The sequence below is a fragment of the Stenotrophomonas sp. TWI700 genome, from assembly GCF_039673645.1.
GTDB classification, from domain to species: Bacteria; Pseudomonadota; Gammaproteobacteria; order Xanthomonadales; family Xanthomonadaceae; genus Stenotrophomonas; species Stenotrophomonas maltophilia_AA.
On record NZ_JBDJMB010000002.1, the window covers coordinates 302254 to 318383 of the forward strand.

14 protein-coding genes are annotated in these 16130 nt (G+C 68.2%); 8 read left to right on the forward strand and 6 right to left on the reverse strand.

What is annotated here, in order from left to right:
* Nucleotides 1-9: 9 nt before the first annotated feature.
* Nucleotides 10-1890 (reverse strand): sigma-54-dependent Fis family transcriptional regulator, encoded by a 1881-nt coding sequence (locus ABE473_RS03150; RefSeq protein ID WP_346488464.1) that lies wholly within the window; start codon nucleotides 1888-1890, stop codon nucleotides 10-12.
* A gap of 238 nt (nucleotides 1891-2128) precedes the next feature.
* Here ABE473_RS03150 and adh point away from each other — a divergent pair, with 238 nt between their 5' ends.
* The 4 genes from adh to ABE473_RS03170 all read left to right on the forward strand — a co-directional run bounded on the left by adh (nucleotide 2129) and on the right by ABE473_RS03170 (nucleotide 5711).
* A complete protein-coding gene (adh, locus tag ABE473_RS03155; protein WP_346488465.1) occupies nucleotides 2129-3658 on the forward strand; it encodes an aldehyde dehydrogenase in 1530 nt (509 codons plus the stop codon).
* An 82-nt stretch (nucleotides 3659-3740) separates the two neighbouring features.
* Complete coding sequence (gene adhP, locus ABE473_RS03160; protein WP_346488466.1) at nucleotides 3741-4769, forward strand: alcohol dehydrogenase AdhP; 1029 nt, start codon at nucleotides 3741-3743, stop codon at nucleotides 4767-4769.
* A 112-nt stretch (nucleotides 4770-4881) separates the two neighbouring features.
* A complete protein-coding gene (locus ABE473_RS03165) occupies nucleotides 4882-5259 on the forward strand; it encodes a DUF779 domain-containing protein (protein WP_346488467.1) in 378 nt (125 codons plus the stop codon).
* A 56-nt stretch (nucleotides 5260-5315) separates the two neighbouring features.
* Nucleotides 5316-5711: a hypothetical protein gene (locus ABE473_RS03170; RefSeq protein ID WP_346488468.1), complete on the forward strand. Its 396-nt coding sequence runs from the start codon at nucleotides 5316-5318 to the stop codon at nucleotides 5709-5711.
* On the opposite strand, the gene ligD is transcribed toward ABE473_RS03170, so the two are convergent.
* The 3 genes from ligD to ABE473_RS03185 form a co-directional block, all read right to left on the reverse strand.
* Nucleotides 5712-8273, reverse strand: coding sequence for a DNA ligase D (gene ligD / locus ABE473_RS03175; protein WP_346488469.1), 2562 nt, complete (start codon nucleotides 8271-8273; stop codon nucleotides 5712-5714).
* 6 nt (nucleotides 8274-8279) lie between these two features.
* Nucleotides 8280-9221 carry a Ku protein gene (locus tag ABE473_RS03180; RefSeq protein WP_346488470.1) on the reverse strand — a complete coding sequence of 314 codons (942 nt, stop codon included), beginning with the start codon at nucleotides 9219-9221 and terminating at the stop codon, nucleotides 8280-8282.
* 95 nt (nucleotides 9222-9316) lie between these two features.
* Nucleotides 9317-9712, reverse strand: a complete 396-nt coding sequence (locus tag ABE473_RS03185; protein WP_176990764.1) for a hypothetical protein — start codon at nucleotides 9710-9712, stop codon at nucleotides 9317-9319.
* 144 nt (nucleotides 9713-9856) lie between these two features.
* Between ABE473_RS03185 and ABE473_RS03190 the strand changes: the two genes are divergently transcribed.
* Nucleotides 9857-10198 (forward strand): hypothetical protein, encoded by a 342-nt coding sequence (locus ABE473_RS03190; RefSeq protein ID WP_179460643.1) that lies wholly within the window; start codon nucleotides 9857-9859, stop codon nucleotides 10196-10198.
* A 1-nt stretch (nucleotide 10199) separates the two neighbouring features.
* On the opposite strand, the gene ABE473_RS03195 is transcribed toward ABE473_RS03190, so the two are convergent.
* Nucleotides 10200-12329, reverse strand: coding sequence for a TonB-dependent receptor (locus ABE473_RS03195; protein ID WP_346488471.1), 2130 nt, complete (start codon nucleotides 12327-12329; stop codon nucleotides 10200-10202).
* A 176-nt stretch (nucleotides 12330-12505) separates the two neighbouring features.
* Between ABE473_RS03195 and ABE473_RS03200 the strand changes: the two genes are divergently transcribed.
* The 3 genes from ABE473_RS03200 (at nucleotide 12506) to ABE473_RS03210 (ending at nucleotide 15676) form a co-directional block, all read left to right on the forward strand.
* The gene (locus ABE473_RS03200; protein WP_346488472.1) at nucleotides 12506-13708 is read left to right on the forward strand and encodes an amino acid aminotransferase; all 1203 of its coding nucleotides are present in this window, start codon (nucleotides 12506-12508) and stop codon (nucleotides 13706-13708) included.
* A 131-nt stretch (nucleotides 13709-13839) separates the two neighbouring features.
* Complete coding sequence (locus ABE473_RS03205) at nucleotides 13840-14856, forward strand: class 1 fructose-bisphosphatase (protein WP_046272251.1); 1017 nt, start codon at nucleotides 13840-13842, stop codon at nucleotides 14854-14856.
* A gap of 109 nt (nucleotides 14857-14965) precedes the next feature.
* Entirely contained in the window at nucleotides 14966-15676 is a 711-nt protein-coding gene (locus ABE473_RS03210) for a 2OG-Fe(II) oxygenase (protein ID WP_346478975.1), read from the forward strand.
* Here ABE473_RS03210 and ABE473_RS03215 read toward each other — a convergent pair whose 3' ends face one another.
* A complete protein-coding gene (locus ABE473_RS03215) occupies nucleotides 15677-16042 on the reverse strand; it encodes a hypothetical protein (protein WP_346488473.1) in 366 nt (121 codons plus the stop codon). It abuts the gene before it with no gap.
* Nucleotides 16043-16130: the final 88 nt, after the last annotated feature.

Here is a 16130-nt window from a genome sequence, read left to right on the forward strand (position 1 = left end):
CCTGCCGCCTCAGTGGCGGCGGGCGGTCGCGCCGACGCGGCGATACAGGGTGCTGCGGCTGATGCCCAGCGCGCGGGCCGCCTGGGCGACATTCCCATTGCTCGCCCGCAGCGCGTCGCGCATCGCGGTTTCCGTCATCGCCTCCAGGCCCTCGGCCGTGGACGGCAGCACCGGCGCGCGCACGGTCTGCAGATAGGCGGGCAGCATGCCGTGCCGGATCTGCTCACCTGGATCACTCAGCGCCACTAGGGTGCGCAGGCAGGAACACAGCTGCCGCACATTGCCCGGCCACGTGTAACCCGCCAGCGCGTCGAGCGCGGCGGCCTCAAGTTGCCGGCCCTGGCCGAGCCTGTCCCACAGACCACGCACCAGTGCCGCACGGTCGGCGTGCTCGCGCACGGCAGGCAGGCGCACACTGTGGTCGGCGATGCGGTAGTACAGGTCGCTGCGGAATTCGCCGGCGGCCATGGCCTGGTCGAGATCGCGGTGGGTGGCGCAGATCAGCGCGAAATCCAGCTGTACCGGTTTGCCGCCGCCCAGCGGTGACAGCGTGCGCTCCTGCAACACCCGCAGCAGGCGCGGCTGCAGCGGCAGCGGCATGTCGCCGATTTCATCCAGGAACAGCACGCCGCCCTGGGCCTGGCGCAGCAGGCCGGTGTTGCCGCTCTTGCGTGCCCCGGTGAAGGCGCCTTCCTCGTAACCGAACAGTTCGGCTTCGATCAGGCCTTCGGGCAGCGCCGCGCAGTTCACCGCGACGAACGGCTTGTCGGCGCGTGCACTGCGCCGGTGCAGCTCACGCGCGAAGACCTCCTTGCCGGTGCCGGTCTCACCCTGCAGCAGCACGGGCAGCTGTGCGTCCAGCACGCGGCAGGCACGTTCGAGCACCTGCTGCTGGGCCGCGTCGAACAGGGGCGTGGCATCGGCACGCGCGGCGGCGGCGGCACGTGCAGGGGCAGCCGGTGTCGGGCGGGCGGGCAGGGCCGAACGCACGCGGGTGCCGCCCGCTGGTCCCAGGTGCCCATACAGCGCGCGCCCCTGGCGATCGACCAGCGCGCCGTCATCGTGCAGCCGCGACAGCGGACCATCGAACAGCGCCTCGTAAGGCGCCCTGCCGATGTCGCCGTGGTCCAGACCGAACAGGGCCAGCCCGGCGCGGTTGGCGGCCACCAGGCGGCCATTGCGGAAGCCCAGCACGCCTTCGCGCGCGGTGCCGAGCAGGCCGGCGTCATGATGCAGGCGCACGACCTCGCAATCGCCCAGCCCCGCGTCGAAGTAGCGGTGCTCGATATGCGCCACCGCCTGCCGCGCCAGCACGCGTGCATGCAGGTGCTGCTGGCGCGCGTCGCCGGAGATGTCGAGCACGCCGACGCGCTGCCCGTAGGGATCGAAGATCGGCGTCGCCGAACAGGTCAGGATCGCGTGCGGGGCGAAGTAGTGCTCGCCGCCCCGGACCTCCACCGAGCGGCCTTCGACGATGGCGGTGCCGATCGCATTGGTACCCACCGTGGTTTCATCCCAGCGCACCCCCGGCATCAGCGCCACGCGCCCGGCCTTGTCGAGAAATCCCGGGTTGCCCTCGGCATCCAGGATCCAGCCGGCCTCGTCGGTCAGCAGCGCGATGCTGCCGGTCGCCGCGATGTCGGCCGCCAGCCCGTCCAGCTCCGGCCGCGCCAGCCGCCACAGCGTTTCCTGGCGCTGCCGCAGCTCGCGCAGGCGTGCGTCCGGCAGCGGCTCGACCTCCGGCTGCGCATCCACCGACAGCCCGCCGCGCTGGCAGCGCTGCCAGGACTGCAGGATGGTGTCGGGCACGATGCCGACCGGCGCCGCGCCACGCTCGAAGAACGAGCGTCGTGCAGTGCCGACACGGTGCTGGAGCGGACGCTGGGACACCTGGATTCTCCGTGTCGCAATCTGCGACAGTTGTAGCGGGGCCTGTTCCGATAAACACCACACCCGGCGTTACCGCGCAATGACCTGCCGTGGTGCACCGCATCAGTTTCCGGACCCGTGTCCAATCCGTGCGCCGGGCCAGGCCATGCCGCACTGCACCACTCCGAACCTGGCATCGTCCTTGCGGCATGGACCAGACCCATACCGGGCCTGTCCACCGCCATCCGGAGATGCACCCATGAATGCCGTCACGTCCGCCAAGCCGCACGCCACCGACCCGCAGTCCATCTTCAAGCCGCGCTACGGCAACTACATCGGCGGGGAATGGGTAGCGCCGCGCAGCGGCCAGTACTTCGAGAACACCACCCCGTTGACCGGCAAGGTGTTCACCGAGGTCGCCCGCTCCAACGCCGAGGACATCGAAGCGGCGCTGGACGCTGCCCACGCGGCCAAGACCGCCTGGGGCCAGACCTCGACCACCGAGCGCGCCAACATCCTCAACAAGATCGCCGACCGCATCGAGGAGAACCTCGAGCTGCTCGCCCATGCCGAAACCTGGGACAACGGCAAGCCGATCCGCGAAACGCTCAACGCCGACGTGCCGCTGATGGCCGATCACTTCCGCTACTTCGCCGGCGCGGTACGCGCGCAGGAAGGCAGCCTGTCGGAGATCGACAAGGACACCATCGCCTACCACTTCCACGAGCCGCTCGGGGTGGTCGGGCAGATCATCCCGTGGAACTTCCCGATGCTGATGGCGGCCTGGAAACTGGCGCCCGCGCTGGCCGCCGGCAACTGCGTGGTGCTCAAGCCGGCCGAGCAGACACCGGCCTCGATCCTGGTGCTGATGGAAGTGATCGGCGACCTGCTGCCCAAGGGCGTGCTCAACGTGGTCAACGGCTTCGGCGTGGAGGCCGGCAAGCCGCTGGCGTCCAACCCGCGCATCGCCAAGATCGCCTTCACCGGCGAGACCACCACCGGCCGCCTGATCATGCAGTACGCCAGCCAGAACCTGATTCCGGTGACGCTGGAACTCGGCGGCAAATCGCCGAACATCTTCTTCGCCGACGTGATGGCCGAGGACGATGATTTTCTCGACAAGGCCGTGGAAGGTTTCGTGCTGTTTGCCTTCAACCAGGGCGAGGTGTGTACCTGCCCCTCGCGCGCGCTGATCCAGGAATCGATCTACGAAGAATTCATGGAACGTGCGCTCAAGCGCGTGGCCGCGATCAAGCAGGGCAATCCGCTCGATCCCACCACCATGGTCGGTGCGCAGGCCTCCTCCGAGCAGCTGGAAAAGATCCTCTCCTACTTCGACATCGGCCGGCAGGAAGGCGCCGAGGTGCTGATCGGCGGTGAGCAGGCCATGCTTGAGGGCGACCTGGCCGGCGGTTTCTACGTGAAGCCGACCGTGTTCAAGGGCCACAACAGGATGCGCGTGTTCCAGGAAGAGATCTTCGGGCCGGTGGTCTCGGTGACCACGTTCAAGACCGAGGAAGAAGCCCTGGAGCTCGCCAACGACACGCTGTACGGCCTCGGTGCCGGTGTGTGGAGCCGGGACGCCTCGCGCCTGTACCGCATGGGCCGTGGCATCCAGGCCGGGCGCGTGTGGACCAACTGCTACCACGCCTATCCGGCCCATGCCGCATTCGGTGGCTACAAGCAGTCGGGCATCGGCCGAGAAAACCACAAGATGATGCTCGACCACTACCAGCAGACCAAGAACCTGCTGGTGAGCTACTCGCCGAAGAAGCTGGGCTTTTTCTGAACGCCGGGCTTGATCCAGATCATGGTGCCGTCATGAGGCTGGCGCCACTGTGTCGTCATTGGTATTCCACGGAGATGCACGCATGAACAAGACCATGAAGGCCGCTGTCGTCCGCGAATTCGGAAAGCCGTTGCGCATCGAGGAAGTCGAGGTGCCGCGTCCGGGGCCCGGCGACATCCTGGTGAAGATCGAAGCCTGTGGCGTGTGCCACACCGACCTGCATGCGGTTGACGGGGACTGGCCGGTCAAGCCCAACCCGCCGTTCATTCCCGGCCACGAGGGCGTCGGCCACGTGGTTGCGGTGGGTGCGGGTGTCAGCCACATCCGCGAAGGCGACCGCGTCGGCATCCCGTGGCTGTACTCGGCCTGTGGCTATTGCGAGCACTGCCTGGGCGGCTGGGAGACCCTTTGCGAGGCGCAGCAGAACACCGGCTACTCGGTGAACGGTGGTTTCGCCGAGTACGCCCTGGCCAACGCGGCGTATGTCGGGCTGCTGCCCAAGAGCGTGGGCTTCATCGAGGTCGCGCCGATCCTGTGCGCCGGCGTCACTGTCTACAAGGGCTTGAAGGTCACCGATACGAAGCCGGGCCAGTGGGTGGTGATTTCCGGCATCGGCGGGCTGGGCCACATGGCCGTGCAGTACGCCAAGGCGATGGGCCTGAACGTGGCCGCGGTGGATATCGACGACGGCAAGCTCGCCCTGGCCGAGCGGCTGGGTGCGACGATCACCGTCAACGCGCGCAACACCGATCCGGCCGCGTTCCTGAAGAAGGAGATCGGCGGGGCGCATGGCGCACTGGTCACCGCCGTCTCGCCGAAGGCCTTCGAGCAGGCACTGGGCATGGTCCGCCGCGGCGGCACGGTCTCGTTGAACGGCCTGCCGCCGGGCAACTTCCCGCTGGACATCTTCGGCATGGTGCTCAACGGCATCACCGTGCGCGGCTCGATCGTCGGCACCCGCCTGGACCTGCAGGAATCGCTGGAGTTCGCCGAGCAGGGCAAGGTCGCCGCGACGGTCACCAGCGATTCGCTGGAGAACATCAACGACATCTTCGCGCGCATGAAGGCCGGCAAGATCGAAGGCCGCGTGGTGCTGGACATGAGCGCGTAAACGGCGCCGCGTTGCCGTCCTGCGCCGCTTCCCCTCTCCCGGTGGCAGCAGGACGGCAGCGCTGGTTCTTCCGTCCTGCCGGCCACTCGCCGGCACCCAGGGTGCCCCGATCATGACCGACCTTCCGCGCCAGGTAATGGCCACGCTTGCGGCCCTGCAGCTGATCGAGACACTGCAGGCCCGCCACGGCGACCTGCTGTTCCACCAGTCCGGTGGCTGCTGCGACGGCTCCTCGCCGATGTGTTTCGCCCAGGGCGATTTCATCGTCGGCGACCGGGACGTGCGCATGGGCGAGATCGGCGGGGCACCGTTCTACATCAGCCCCTCGCAGTTCGAGTACTGGAAGCACACCCAGCTGATCATCGACGTGGTGCCCGGCCGCGGCGGCATGTTCTCGCTGGAGAACGGCGAGGGCGTGCGCTTCCTGGTCCGCTCGCGGCTGTTCAGTGATGACGAGTTCGCCCAGCTCAAGGCGGCCGGCCGGGTCTGAATCACGCCGCGGCAACCCGTCCATAATGGTGGCTCTCCCGCCGTGATGTCGCCGCCATGCCTGTGTGGTCCGCCCTGAAGAACCCGCTGCTGTCCGTGCTCGCCGTCGTGTTCGCGTTCGCGGTGATGGTGCTGGTCAACAGCGTCGGTTCCTGGCTGGTGCCGTTGCTGCGCATTCCGCCGGGCGGCGAGCCGCAGCTGGCCTGGGACCTGGCCTGGACGATCCTCAGCGGCATCGCCGCGATCGCCTTCGCCAGCCGCTACGCACCGACCTGGCCGCGTAGCCACGGCGGCGTGGTGTGGGCGGTGATCGCGGCCGCATCGATCTACACCGCGTGGGATTTCGGCAGCGATTTCCCGTTCTGGTTCGTGGTGATCCTGCTGGTGTCGCTGCCGGTGCAGGCATTCGTGGGCCTGTGGCTGGGCACACGGTTCCGGCCAGGGCGCGCCTGATCAACTGCCCGGCAGGACCTGCTTCACCTGCTCGATGCCTTCCCACGGATCCTGCTTCAACCGCTCCGCGCGCTGCAGCGCCTTCGCCATCGGGAAGGCGTCCGGCGCCGCGATGCGGCCCAGCTCTTCCCAGCGCAGGGGGACCGCCACGCCGGCACCCGGCCGCGCCCGCAGCGACCACGAGCTCACACTGGTGGCGCCGCGCGCATTGCGCAGCCAATCGATGAAGATCACTCCGTCGCGCTTGGCCTTGCTCATCGTCGCCACGTAGCGGTCCGGTGCCTGGGTGGCCATGGCCTGCGCGAACGCCTCGCAGAAGTCCTTGGCCTGCGCCCAGTCGGCCTTGGGCTGCAAGGGCACCACCACGTGCACGCCCTTGCCGCCGGAGAGCCGGACGAAGCTCTCCAATCCGGCTTCCTGCAGGCGCGCGCGCACGTCGCGTGCGGCGGCCTTGATCCGGGTCCAGTTCACGCCTTCACCCGGATCCAGGTCGAACACCAGCCGGTCCGGGTGTTCGGGGTCATCGACGGTGGCGCCCCAGGGATGCAGCTCCAGGGTGTTCATCTGCACCAGCTGCAGCAGCCCCTCCACATCCTCGATGTAGAGGTAGTCCTCGCGCCCGCTTTTCTGTTCCAGCGGGATCGCCTTGACCGCGCCGCCCAGCCCGGTGCCATGGTGCTTCTGGAAGAAGCAGGGCTTGTCCACGCCGTCCGGGCAACGCAGCACCGACAGCGGACGGTGCGCGACCTCGGGCAGGATCCAGCGCGCCATGCGGCGGTAGTAGTCGGCCACCTCGCCCTTGCTGATCTTCGCCTTGGCGAACACCACGCGTTCGGGGTGGCTGATCGTCACGCTGCTCTCTTCCTGCGCAGCCGCGGCCTTCTTCCGGCCGCTGGTTTTCGCCGCCGGGGCGGAGGCGGACGCAGTGGCGGTAGTGACGTTGGCTGCCGTGCCCAGATCCTTCGGCTGTTTGTCTTCGCGCAGGCGCTTGAAGCTGGCCTGGCGCAGCAGGCCTTCCTTCGCCCAGCCGCGGAAGGCGACTTCCGCGACCAGCACCGGCTTCACCCAGTGCACGCTGCGCGCGGTGAACGGCACGTGCGAGGGCAGTTCGACCACCGCGTCCTTCACGGCCAGCGGCGTCAGTTGCTTCGTCAGCGCGCGCAGCGCCGCATCATCGAAACCCGTGCCGACGCGGCCGACATAGCGCAGCCCGCCCTTGTCCGGCGTGGCCATCAGCAGCGAGCCGAAGCCACTGCGCGATCCCTTGGGCTCGGTGTAGCCGACAATGAGGAACTCATCGGTGTTCTCGTGCTTGATCTTGATCCAGTCGCGCGAGCGCGCGTTGACGTAGGGCGCGTCGATCCGCTTGCTGATGATGCCTTCGAAGCCGGCCTCGCCACTGGCGGCGAACACCGCCGGGCCGTGGTCGCGCACATGGTCGCTGTAGGCCAGGGTGTCCGGCTTGCTGCCCAGCAGGTCCTTGAGCAGCGCCTTGCGCTCCAGCAGGGGCACGCGGCTGACATCCACCCCGGCGATGCCGGGCATGTCGAACACCACGTAGCGCAGCGGCTGTTTCGCGGTGCCGTCGATGACCTTCTGCAACGCGGTGAAATCACTGCGGCCCTGCGCATCCAGCACCACCAGCTCACCGTCCAGGCGCAGATCGCGCACCGGCAGCCGCTCGATCGCCTGCACCACTTCCGGGAACTCCTCCGTCCAGTTGAGGCCACCGCGCGAGCGCAGCGACACCTCGCCCTCGCGCACATCGGCCAGCAGGCGGTAGCCGTCCCATTTGATCTCGTGCAGCCACTGCTCGCCGTCCGGCGCGCTGGCACGGTGATCGGTCAGCTGCGGCTTGAAGTCGTGCGGGTAGGGCCTCTCGCGTGCGCCTTCAAGCGCGAGCGCGCGTTTGGACCAGCGCGCGTCTGCCTTGCGTGCGGCGCCGTTCCTCACGGGCTTGGCGGGTGCGGTCTTCTTTGCCGGGGCCGCCTTCTTCGTGTTGGCCGCGGCGACCTTCTTGGTGCCCGCGCGCTTGGCCGCTGTCGGCGGCGCCTCCAGCAGATCATCGGCCTCCATATCCCTCGCCTCATCGTCATCGCGTTTGATCAGCAGCCACTGGTGCTGCTTGCCCTTCATCGCGGTGCGCACCAGCTTCCAGCCGCCTTTCAGCCGCTCGCCGTGCAGCACGAAGTCCACCTTGCCAGCCGCGATCGCCTCCAGCGGATCGCCATCGCAGGCCCAGGTACCGTGGTCGTAGACATCCACGTGCCCCGCACCGTAATGACCGCTGGGGATATCACCGGCAAACGTGGCATAGGACAGGGGATGGTCCTCCACCTCCACCGCGAGCCGCTTCTCGCCGACACGCAGCGAGGGGCCCTTCGGCACCGCCCAGCTCTTGAGCACGCCGTCGGCTTCCAGCCGGAAGTCGTAGTGGCGCGAGCTGGCATGGTGCAGCTGCACGACGAAGATCGGTCGCCGCGCCGGTGCACCGCGACGCTCGGCGTCCGGCTCGGGAGTGCCGTCGAAGCGGCGTTTGCGGCGGTACTCCTGCAGGGACATGCGCGCTTACCCGGCTTTGCGCGCGGGCGCGCGCTTGGTGGTCTTTTTGGCTGCCTTGCCCGCTGTCTTGGTCGCCTTCTTCGCGGCAGTGGGTTTGGCGACCTTGGCCGTGGCCTTCTTCGCCTGTGTCTTCCTGGCGGCCGGCGTGCGCTTCTTGGCATCCAGGCTCTTCTGCAGCAGCGACATGAAGTCGACCACGTTGGTCGCATCATCCTCGCGCGGAACCGGCTCTTCCTCCACCTTGGTGGTGCCGCCCTTGGCCTTGATCCGCTTCTTCAGCAATGTGTGCAGGCGCTCGCGGAACTCATCGTGGTACTCGTCCGGCTTCCATTCGCCGGACATCGACTCGATCAGCTGCTCGGCCATGGCGGTTTCCTTGCTGTTGATGCGGTACTCGGACAGGCTGCCACTGGGCAGCTTGTAGTCTTCCGGGTCCACCAGTTCCTGCGGATAGCGCAGGATCATCAGCACCAGCGCATCGCCATGCGGCATCACCGCGCACAGATACTCGCGCGTACGCACCACCACCCGCGCGATGCCGACCTTGCCGGTACTGCGCAGCGTCTCACGCAGCAGCACGTAGCCTTTCTCGGCTTTCTTGGCGGGCACCAGCAGGTAGGGCTTCTCGTAGTAGCGCGGATCGATCGTGCCGGCATCGACGAAGGTCTCCACCTCGACCGCCTCATGGCTTTCCGGCGCGGCCGAGCGGATATCGTCTTCTTCCAGCACGACGTAGCTGCCCTTGTCGTACTCGTAGGCTTTGACGATGTCCTTCCACGGCACTTCCTCGCCGGTGTCGGCGTTGACGCGCTCGAAGCGGATCGGTTTGCGGTCGCGCGAATCGAGCATCCGGAAGTGCAGATCGACGTTGCGTTCACCGGACATCAGCGACACCGGGACATTGAGCAGCCCGAATGACAGCGTGCCGGTCCAGATCGGTCGGGCCATGGTGGCGCCACTCCAACACTACAGGGAGGGCAGCTGTACCGCGCGGCACGTGAAACGCCCGTGTCCGGCCTGTGCAGGCCGGCTGCACGGCACTGCTACTGCAGCAGGCCGTGCACCGCCGCCGCCGGCATGTGGTCCAGCGCCAGCCAGGCATCCTCGACCACCGCCCGCGCCTGCGGCCAGCCCAGCCGGGATTGGCCGCGCATCTGCTCCCAGTGCTCGGCCAGCTCGCCATCGGTGTCGTCGGCGCCGCGCGGCCAGTCGGCGTAATGCGTGGTCAGCGCGAAGGCATAGGCCGGGTAGAGGTCGCGCCAGCTGCGGCGGCCGTGGCTGCGGCGCTGCTCGTAGTCGCTGCGCATGTACTGCAGGTAGTCCTGTGCGATCGCCTGCGCGTCCTCGGCGCGGTCGCGGCGCGCACGGCGCCCGCTCCGTTCCGGCTGCAGGTAGGCGTTGAACAACGCGGGTGCGGCACGGCGGTCCAGGCGGGGCATGACACGACTCCGACAGCGGTGGGGCAGGCAGGAATAGACCCGCCCCCGTTATCCAGCCGTGACAGATTCGTTGCTGCGACGGGATTCGCGGCGACTTCACCCGCCGCGCGCTGTAGTGGAGCGCACCGTTACTGGAGAACTCCCATGCCACGCGATCCCCTGCGCGACGCCACCGCCCCGGTCCCCGGCGAGCAGCGCGCCAAACATGACAACCAGGACGCCGAAGACCGCGGCGCCGGCATGTCCGTGCCCGACGACACACCCGATCACCTGCCGGTGGCGGTCACCCCGGACCCCGTCCCGCGCGACCGCAAGGATTCGGCCGCCGGTGAGAAGGGCCCGGCTGGTCATCACCGCCGCGAAGATGAATACCAGCGCCGCCAGCGCAAGGAACACGCCAGCGACAACCAGGACGAGGCGCTGGAAGAGACCTTCCCGGCCAGCGACCCGACCTCGCCGTTCGTGCCGGCCAAGCCGCCCCGTTAGGTCACGGCGCCCACTGCCACTGCAGCCCCACGTTGTAGCGGCGGTCCGGGCCGGGTTCGAAGAAGCGCTGGTTGCCGTCGTTGACGATCACCGAGCCGATGTAACGCTGGTCCAGCGCATTGTCGATCCGCGCGAAGGCCCGCAGCGTGCCCTGCGCGGTGGTCCAGCGCCGCGACAGTTCCAGATTCAGCAGCGCGTAGCCCGGTGCGCTGTCGGTGGCCAGATCGTTGACCACGGTGTCGCTGGAGGCCACGACCTCGGCCGCCCACTGCCACGGGCCCGGCCGGTACTGCACCCGCGCGTTCCACTGCTGCCTGGGCACGCCGGGCAGGCGTGAGCCGGCCGTCACCGTGTTGCAGCCCGTGGCCGCGCACAGCGCATACGGGTCGCGCACGGTGGCCTCGATCCAGGTATAGGCCAGCGACAGATCCGCCTGCGCGCCCAGCGGCTGCACGACGCTGGCCTCCGCGCCCTGGCGGCGGGTGCGGCCGATGTTGCGGTAGGTGCTGCGGCCGCCGCTGTTGCTGGCCACGGCCAGCTCGTCATCGGTATCGGCGCGGAACAGCGCAGCCTCGACCTGCGCGCCACCCTGCCCCTGCCATTTGCTGCCGACTTCCAGGTTGCGGCTGCGGGCCGCCGAGAGATCCAGCGCCAGCCCGGCCTGGCCATCGGCGCGATAACCCAGCTCGTTGAAGGTGGGGGTCTCGAAGCCACGCCCGGCCGAGGCGTACAGCCGCCACGCATCGCTGGCGCGGAACACTAGCCCGGCCACCGGCGTGGTCGCCTCGTAACGCCGTGAGCCGCTGTCGTCCGGATTACCGGCCGTGATGTAGTGGTCGTTGGAGCGGAAACGGACCGTGCTGTGGCGCACCCCGAGCAGCAACGACCAGCGCGGCGCCCACTGCCACCACGCCTGCGCGAACTGGTCCACGTTCTCGACCCGGTCGCTCTGGTCACGGCGCAGGCGGCCCTTGATGCCCACCTGGTCGCCCACGAAGTTCTCGTAACCGTTGCGATCCTGCTGCTGACGGTCGGCATTGGCGCCGATCACCACGTCCAGCGGGCGCCCGGCCCAGTCGCCGCGCCAGGCCCAGCGCGCGTCGACACCGCCGTAGTCCCCGTCCAGGTCGATCACCCCGCCGGCATGCAGCGGCGAATTGATCTGCGGCCCCGGTGGGATCGCCAGGTACTGCTCCACGCTGCGCTGACCGGCATAGCCCATCGCACGCCAGGTCTGCGCGCCTTCCGTTCGGGTGAACACCAGCCCGGCCTGGGCCTGGCGCACGGATTTGCGGGTGTTGTACTGGGTCGCCACGGCGGTCGCCTGGCGCGGGTTCTCGCGCACCTGGGCGCGGGTCAGGCCGAGCGGATCCTGCGCATCGGGTGCATCGAAGTAGTTCAGGACCAGATCCAGCTGGCCGCCACCGACATCCGTGCCGAGCCGGGCGTTGACCGACTCGCGCCGGGCCTGGCTGTGATCGCGCCAGCCATCGGTGCGGAAGTGGTTGGCGGCCACGTTGTAGCGGATCGGCCCCTGCACGCCGCGTAGCTGGGCGCCGGCGCTCACGGTGTTGTCGCTGCCGGTATCCACCCGCAGGCGCCATGGGTCGCCTTCGGCGCCGTCCGCGCTCCAGACCTGGACCACGCCGCCGGAGGAGTTGCCGTACAGCGCCGAGAACGGCCCGCGCAGCACTTCCACGCGCTGCGCCGAGAGCAGGCTGGCGTGGGAGAGCTGGCCCTGGCCGTCGGGCATGGTGGCCGGTACACCGTCCACCAGCACGCGCACGCCGCGCACGCCGAAGGTCGAGCGCGCGCCGAAGCCGCGGATCGAGAGCTGGGTGTCCTGCGCGTAGTTCTGACGATCGCGTGCAACCACCCCGGGAATGCCGTTGAGCGCCTCGGAGAGCTGGGCCAGCGGCCCGGTACGGTCCTCGTCCACCCAGACCGTGGTCAGCGAGGCCGGCAGGTCGATATCGGCCACCTCTGCCACGCGCGCGGCCTGGACCTGCACGGTGGGCAGCCGCTCGACCGGCGCGGGCGTGGCGGGGGTGTTCTGGGCCTGCGCCAGCGATGGCAGCAACACGGCCGAGGCCAGCGCACAGTGGCGGGCCAGCGGGGTAAGACGGAGCATGCGGGGCGGGATCCTCGGTGAATGGGCGTGCCGCACGCCATGGTACGGAAGCGGACGTGACGACAGCCTCGGCGCCCTCGGCGGGGCTTTGTTACGATGGGTCGGTTTTGGCTGATTCTGCCGCCAGATCCGCGTCGCGCCACCCTCCCCCTTCCGTCATCCGAATGAGTACCGCCGTGTCCTTCTTTGCAAATGTGGAACTGGTCCCAGGCGACCCGATCCTGGGCCTGACCGAGGCTTACAACGCCGACAGCCGCCCGATCAAGGTCAACCTGGGCGTGGGCATCTATTACGACGAGAGCGGCCGCATTCCGCTGCTCCGCGCCGTGAACAGGATCGAACAGCAGCTGGCCACTGACGCCAAACCGCGCGGCTACCTGCCGATCGACGGCCTGCCGGCCTACAACCAGGCCACCCGCGAGCTGGTCTTCGGCAAGGATTCGCCGCTGCTGGCCGCCGGCCGCGTGGCCACCTCGCAGACCATCGGCGGCAGCGGTGCGCTGCGTGTCGGCGCGGACCTGCTGCACAAGCTGCTGCCGCACGCCACCATCGCCATCAGCAACCCGAGCTGGGAAAACCATCGCGCGGTGTTCGGCGCGGCCGGCTTCGACGTGGTCGATTACACCTACTTCGATGCCGCCACCCATGGCGTGGACTTCGACGGCATGCTGGCCGACCTCGGCAAGCTGCAGCCGGGCACCGTGGTGCTGCTGCACGCGTGCTGCCACAACCCGACCGGTGCCGACCTCACCGTCGCGCAGTGGAAGCAGGTGGCCGAGCTGCTGAAGGACCGCCAGCTGTTCCCGTTCATCGACATGGCCTACCAGGGCTTCGACAAGGGCATCAGCGAAGACGGCGCCGCCGTGCGCATCATCGCCGAGGCCGGCATCGACAGCTTCGTGGTCGCCAACTCGTACTCCAAGTCGTTCTCGCTGTATGGCGAGCGCATTGGCGCACTGTCGGTGGTCGCCCCGGACGCGAACGCGGCCAAGGCCGTGCAGTCGCAGGTCAAGCGCATCATCCGCACGATCTACTCCAGCCCGTCCAACCACGGTGCGGCACTGGTGGCCGGCGTGCTCAACAGCGTCGAGCTGCGCCAGGTGTGGGAAGCGGAACTGACCGAGATGCGTGAGCGCATCCACGCCCTGCGCCATGGCCTGGTGGAGAACCTGGTCGCCGCCGGCGCACCCGAGTACGCCTTCATCAACGACCAGGCCGGCATGTTCTCGTACTCGGGCCTGAGCCGCGCCCAGGTGGACCGGCTGCGCGACGAGTTCGCGATCTACGCCGTCGGCACCGGCCGCATCTGCGTGGCCGCACTTAACCAGGGCAACCTGGAGTACGTGGCCAAGGCCGTGGCGACCGTCAGCAAGGGCTGAGCGATATCGCCCCTGTGAAGCAGAACGGCCGCCCTGCGCGGCCGTTCTGCCATGTGGCGCCGCCCGCGCCTCGTAATGGCTCCGGCGAAGGGCGACAATAGGCGCTTCTCCTCTGAAGGCCGCCTGATTCCATGTCCCAGACGTCGCTGACCCGCTATCTGATCGAAGAGCAACATGCCGGCCGCATCAACGCCGATCTGCGCCAGCTGATCGCTGTCGTCGCCCGCGCCTGCACCAGCATCTCCATCGCGGTCAGCAAGGGCGCGCTGGGTGGTGTGCTCGGCGAAGCCGGTACCGGCAACGTGCAGGGCGAGGCGCAGAAGAAGCTGGACGTGATCAGCAACGAGATCCTGCTGGAAGCCAACGCCTGGGGCGGCCACCTGGCCGCCTGCGCCTCGGAAGAGATGGATCACTGCCAGCCAGTGCCCGACACCTACCCGCGCGGTGACTTCCTGCTGCTGTTCGACCCCCTCGATGGCAGCTCCAACATCGACGTCAACGTCTCGGTCGGCACCATCTTCTCGGTGCTGCGCTGCCCGCCGGGCACCGAGCAGCCGAACGATGCCAGCTTCCTGCAGCCGGGCACCGCGCAGGTCGCGGCCGGCTACTGCATCTATGGGCCGAGCACGCAGATGGTGCTCACCGTCGGCCACGGCACGCATGCGTTCACCCTGGACCGCGAGAAAGGCGAGTTCGTGCTGACCACGCCGGACATGCAGATCCCGGCGGACACCCAGGAATTCGCGATCAACATGTCCAACCAGCGGCATTGGGAAACCCCGATGCAGGGCTATGTGCAGGATCTGCTGGCCGGCAAGGAAGGCGCGCGCGGCAAGAACTTCAACATGCGCTGGATCGCCAGCATGGTGGCCGACGTGCACCGCATCCTGACCCGCGGCGGCATCTTCATCTATCCGTGGGACACGAAGGATCCGTCCAAGGCCGGCAAGCTGCGCCTGATGTACGAAGCCAACCCGATGGGCCTGCTGGTCGAGCAGGCCGGCGGCGCCGCCACCACCGGCCGCGAGCGCATCCTCGACATCCAGCCCGACCAGTTGCACCAGCGCGTGCCGGTGTTCCTCGGCTCGCGCAACGAGGTGGAAGAAGCCACCCGTTACCACCGCGAACACGACAGCGCGGCGGGTTGATTTCCTACACAGGGCTGGCCGATCGGTCAGCCCTGTTGTTACGTGGGAACGGCGTGACATCGGCCACGGCAGCGGTCACCATCGGCCACTCGTGCCCACGGACGATCCCATGACTGCCGACGCGCCGCTCGATTTCATCGAAGTAATCCACAACGCCGTCCCCAACGAGGTCTGCGCGGCCCTGCGGGCCCAGATGCGATCCAGTGCGCAGTTGCAGCCGGGCGAAGTGGGCAGCGGCGTGTTCCCGGAACTCAAGCACAGCAAGGATCTGCGGATCAGCGGGCGCCCCGAGTGGCGGCAGGCGGAAGCGGTGCTGCAGCAGGCGGTTTTCAAGGGTTTGCTGACTTATCTACGCCGTTATCCACAGGCCCTGATCTCGCCGTTGATGTTGCAGATCCAGGACAGCCAGGGCCAGCCGCGCCGGTTGGCGGCCGAGGATTTCCCCGACATGGACGACGCCGCGTTGTCCGATCTGGCCCGCACCTGCCTGCGCCCGGGTGCCATCAATCTGCAATGGTATGCAGCGGGCGAGGGCGGCTATCCGTACTGGCACTGCGAGCTGTATCCGCGCGATCCGGCCGGCGAAACGCTGCACCGCCATCTGCTGTGGACGCTCTACCTCAACGACGACTTCGACGCCGGCGAAACCGAGTTCCTGTTCCAGGGCCGCAAGGTCGCGCCGCGCACGGGCAGTCTGTTGATCGCGCCGACGGCGTTCACCCACACACATCGGGGCAACCGGCCGCAGGGTGGGGACAAGTTCATTGCGACGAGCTGGATTCTCTTCCAGAGTGCGCAGAAATTGTTTGGTGGAAATTGATCAGCGCGCCAGCACCAGCAACACAGCGCCGACAACCACCACTACCGCCAACACCATCACCGTGATCAGCACAGTGCGCCCGGTGCGCTTCGCCTTGGCCTTCAGCCCGGCCAACACATCCAGGTCCAGATAGAGGCGATCAGCGCCGGCGTCGCGGATGACGCCGTTGTCGCGGTAGTACTTCAGTGGCGCATGGAGTGCAGGGTCGATGCTGTCCGCCGCGATCGCGCTCTGTGGAGACAGTGCCTGATGGCCGGTGAAGTGTGCGATCAACGCGTCGCGCTGCTGCTGCACCGCTGCAGTGATGGCGGCATTGATCGCGATGCTGGCCGCGTTGGACGCGGCCGAGGTGGCTGCCGATGACATGGGGTTCCCCCTGGATATCCGATGTGGACGTCAGACCACCGCGGCGCGGTGCCTGGGCCCGATTGTTGGGCGGGCGCGTCCCAAAGTC

What these genes read in the sequence shown, in the direction of transcription:
- ABE473_RS03205 (WP_046272251.1), top strand. Translation starts at nt 13,840, where the DNA reads ATGTCCCAGACGTCGCTGACCCGCTATCTGATCGAAGAGCAACATGCC.
- ABE473_RS03195 (WP_346488471.1), bottom strand. Translation starts at nt 12,329, where the DNA reads ATGCTCCGTCTTACCCCGCTGGCCCGCCACTGTGCGCTGGCCTCGGCC.
- adh (WP_346488465.1), top strand. Translation starts at nt 2,129, where the DNA reads ATGAATGCCGTCACGTCCGCCAAGCCGCACGCCACCGACCCGCAGTCC.
- adhP (WP_346488466.1), top strand. Translation starts at nt 3,741, where the DNA reads ATGAACAAGACCATGAAGGCCGCTGTCGTCCGCGAATTCGGAAAGCCG.
- ABE473_RS03170 (WP_346488468.1), top strand. Translation starts at nt 5,316, where the DNA reads ATGCCTGTGTGGTCCGCCCTGAAGAACCCGCTGCTGTCCGTGCTCGCC.
- ABE473_RS03210 (WP_346478975.1), top strand. Translation starts at nt 14,966, where the DNA reads ATGACTGCCGACGCGCCGCTCGATTTCATCGAAGTAATCCACAACGCC.
- ABE473_RS03215 (WP_346488473.1), bottom strand. Translation starts at nt 16,042, where the DNA reads ATGTCATCGGCAGCCACCTCGGCCGCGTCCAACGCGGCCAGCATCGCG.
- ABE473_RS03165 (WP_346488467.1), top strand. Translation starts at nt 4,882, where the DNA reads ATGACCGACCTTCCGCGCCAGGTAATGGCCACGCTTGCGGCCCTGCAG.
- ABE473_RS03185 (WP_176990764.1), bottom strand. Translation starts at nt 9,712, where the DNA reads ATGCCCCGCCTGGACCGCCGTGCCGCACCCGCGTTGTTCAACGCCTAC.
- ABE473_RS03180 (WP_346488470.1), bottom strand. Translation starts at nt 9,221, where the DNA reads ATGGCCCGACCGATCTGGACCGGCACGCTGTCATTCGGGCTGCTCAAT.
- ABE473_RS03190 (WP_179460643.1), top strand. Translation starts at nt 9,857, where the DNA reads ATGCCACGCGATCCCCTGCGCGACGCCACCGCCCCGGTCCCCGGCGAG.
- ligD (WP_346488469.1), bottom strand. Translation starts at nt 8,273, where the DNA reads ATGTCCCTGCAGGAGTACCGCCGCAAACGCCGCTTCGACGGCACTCCC.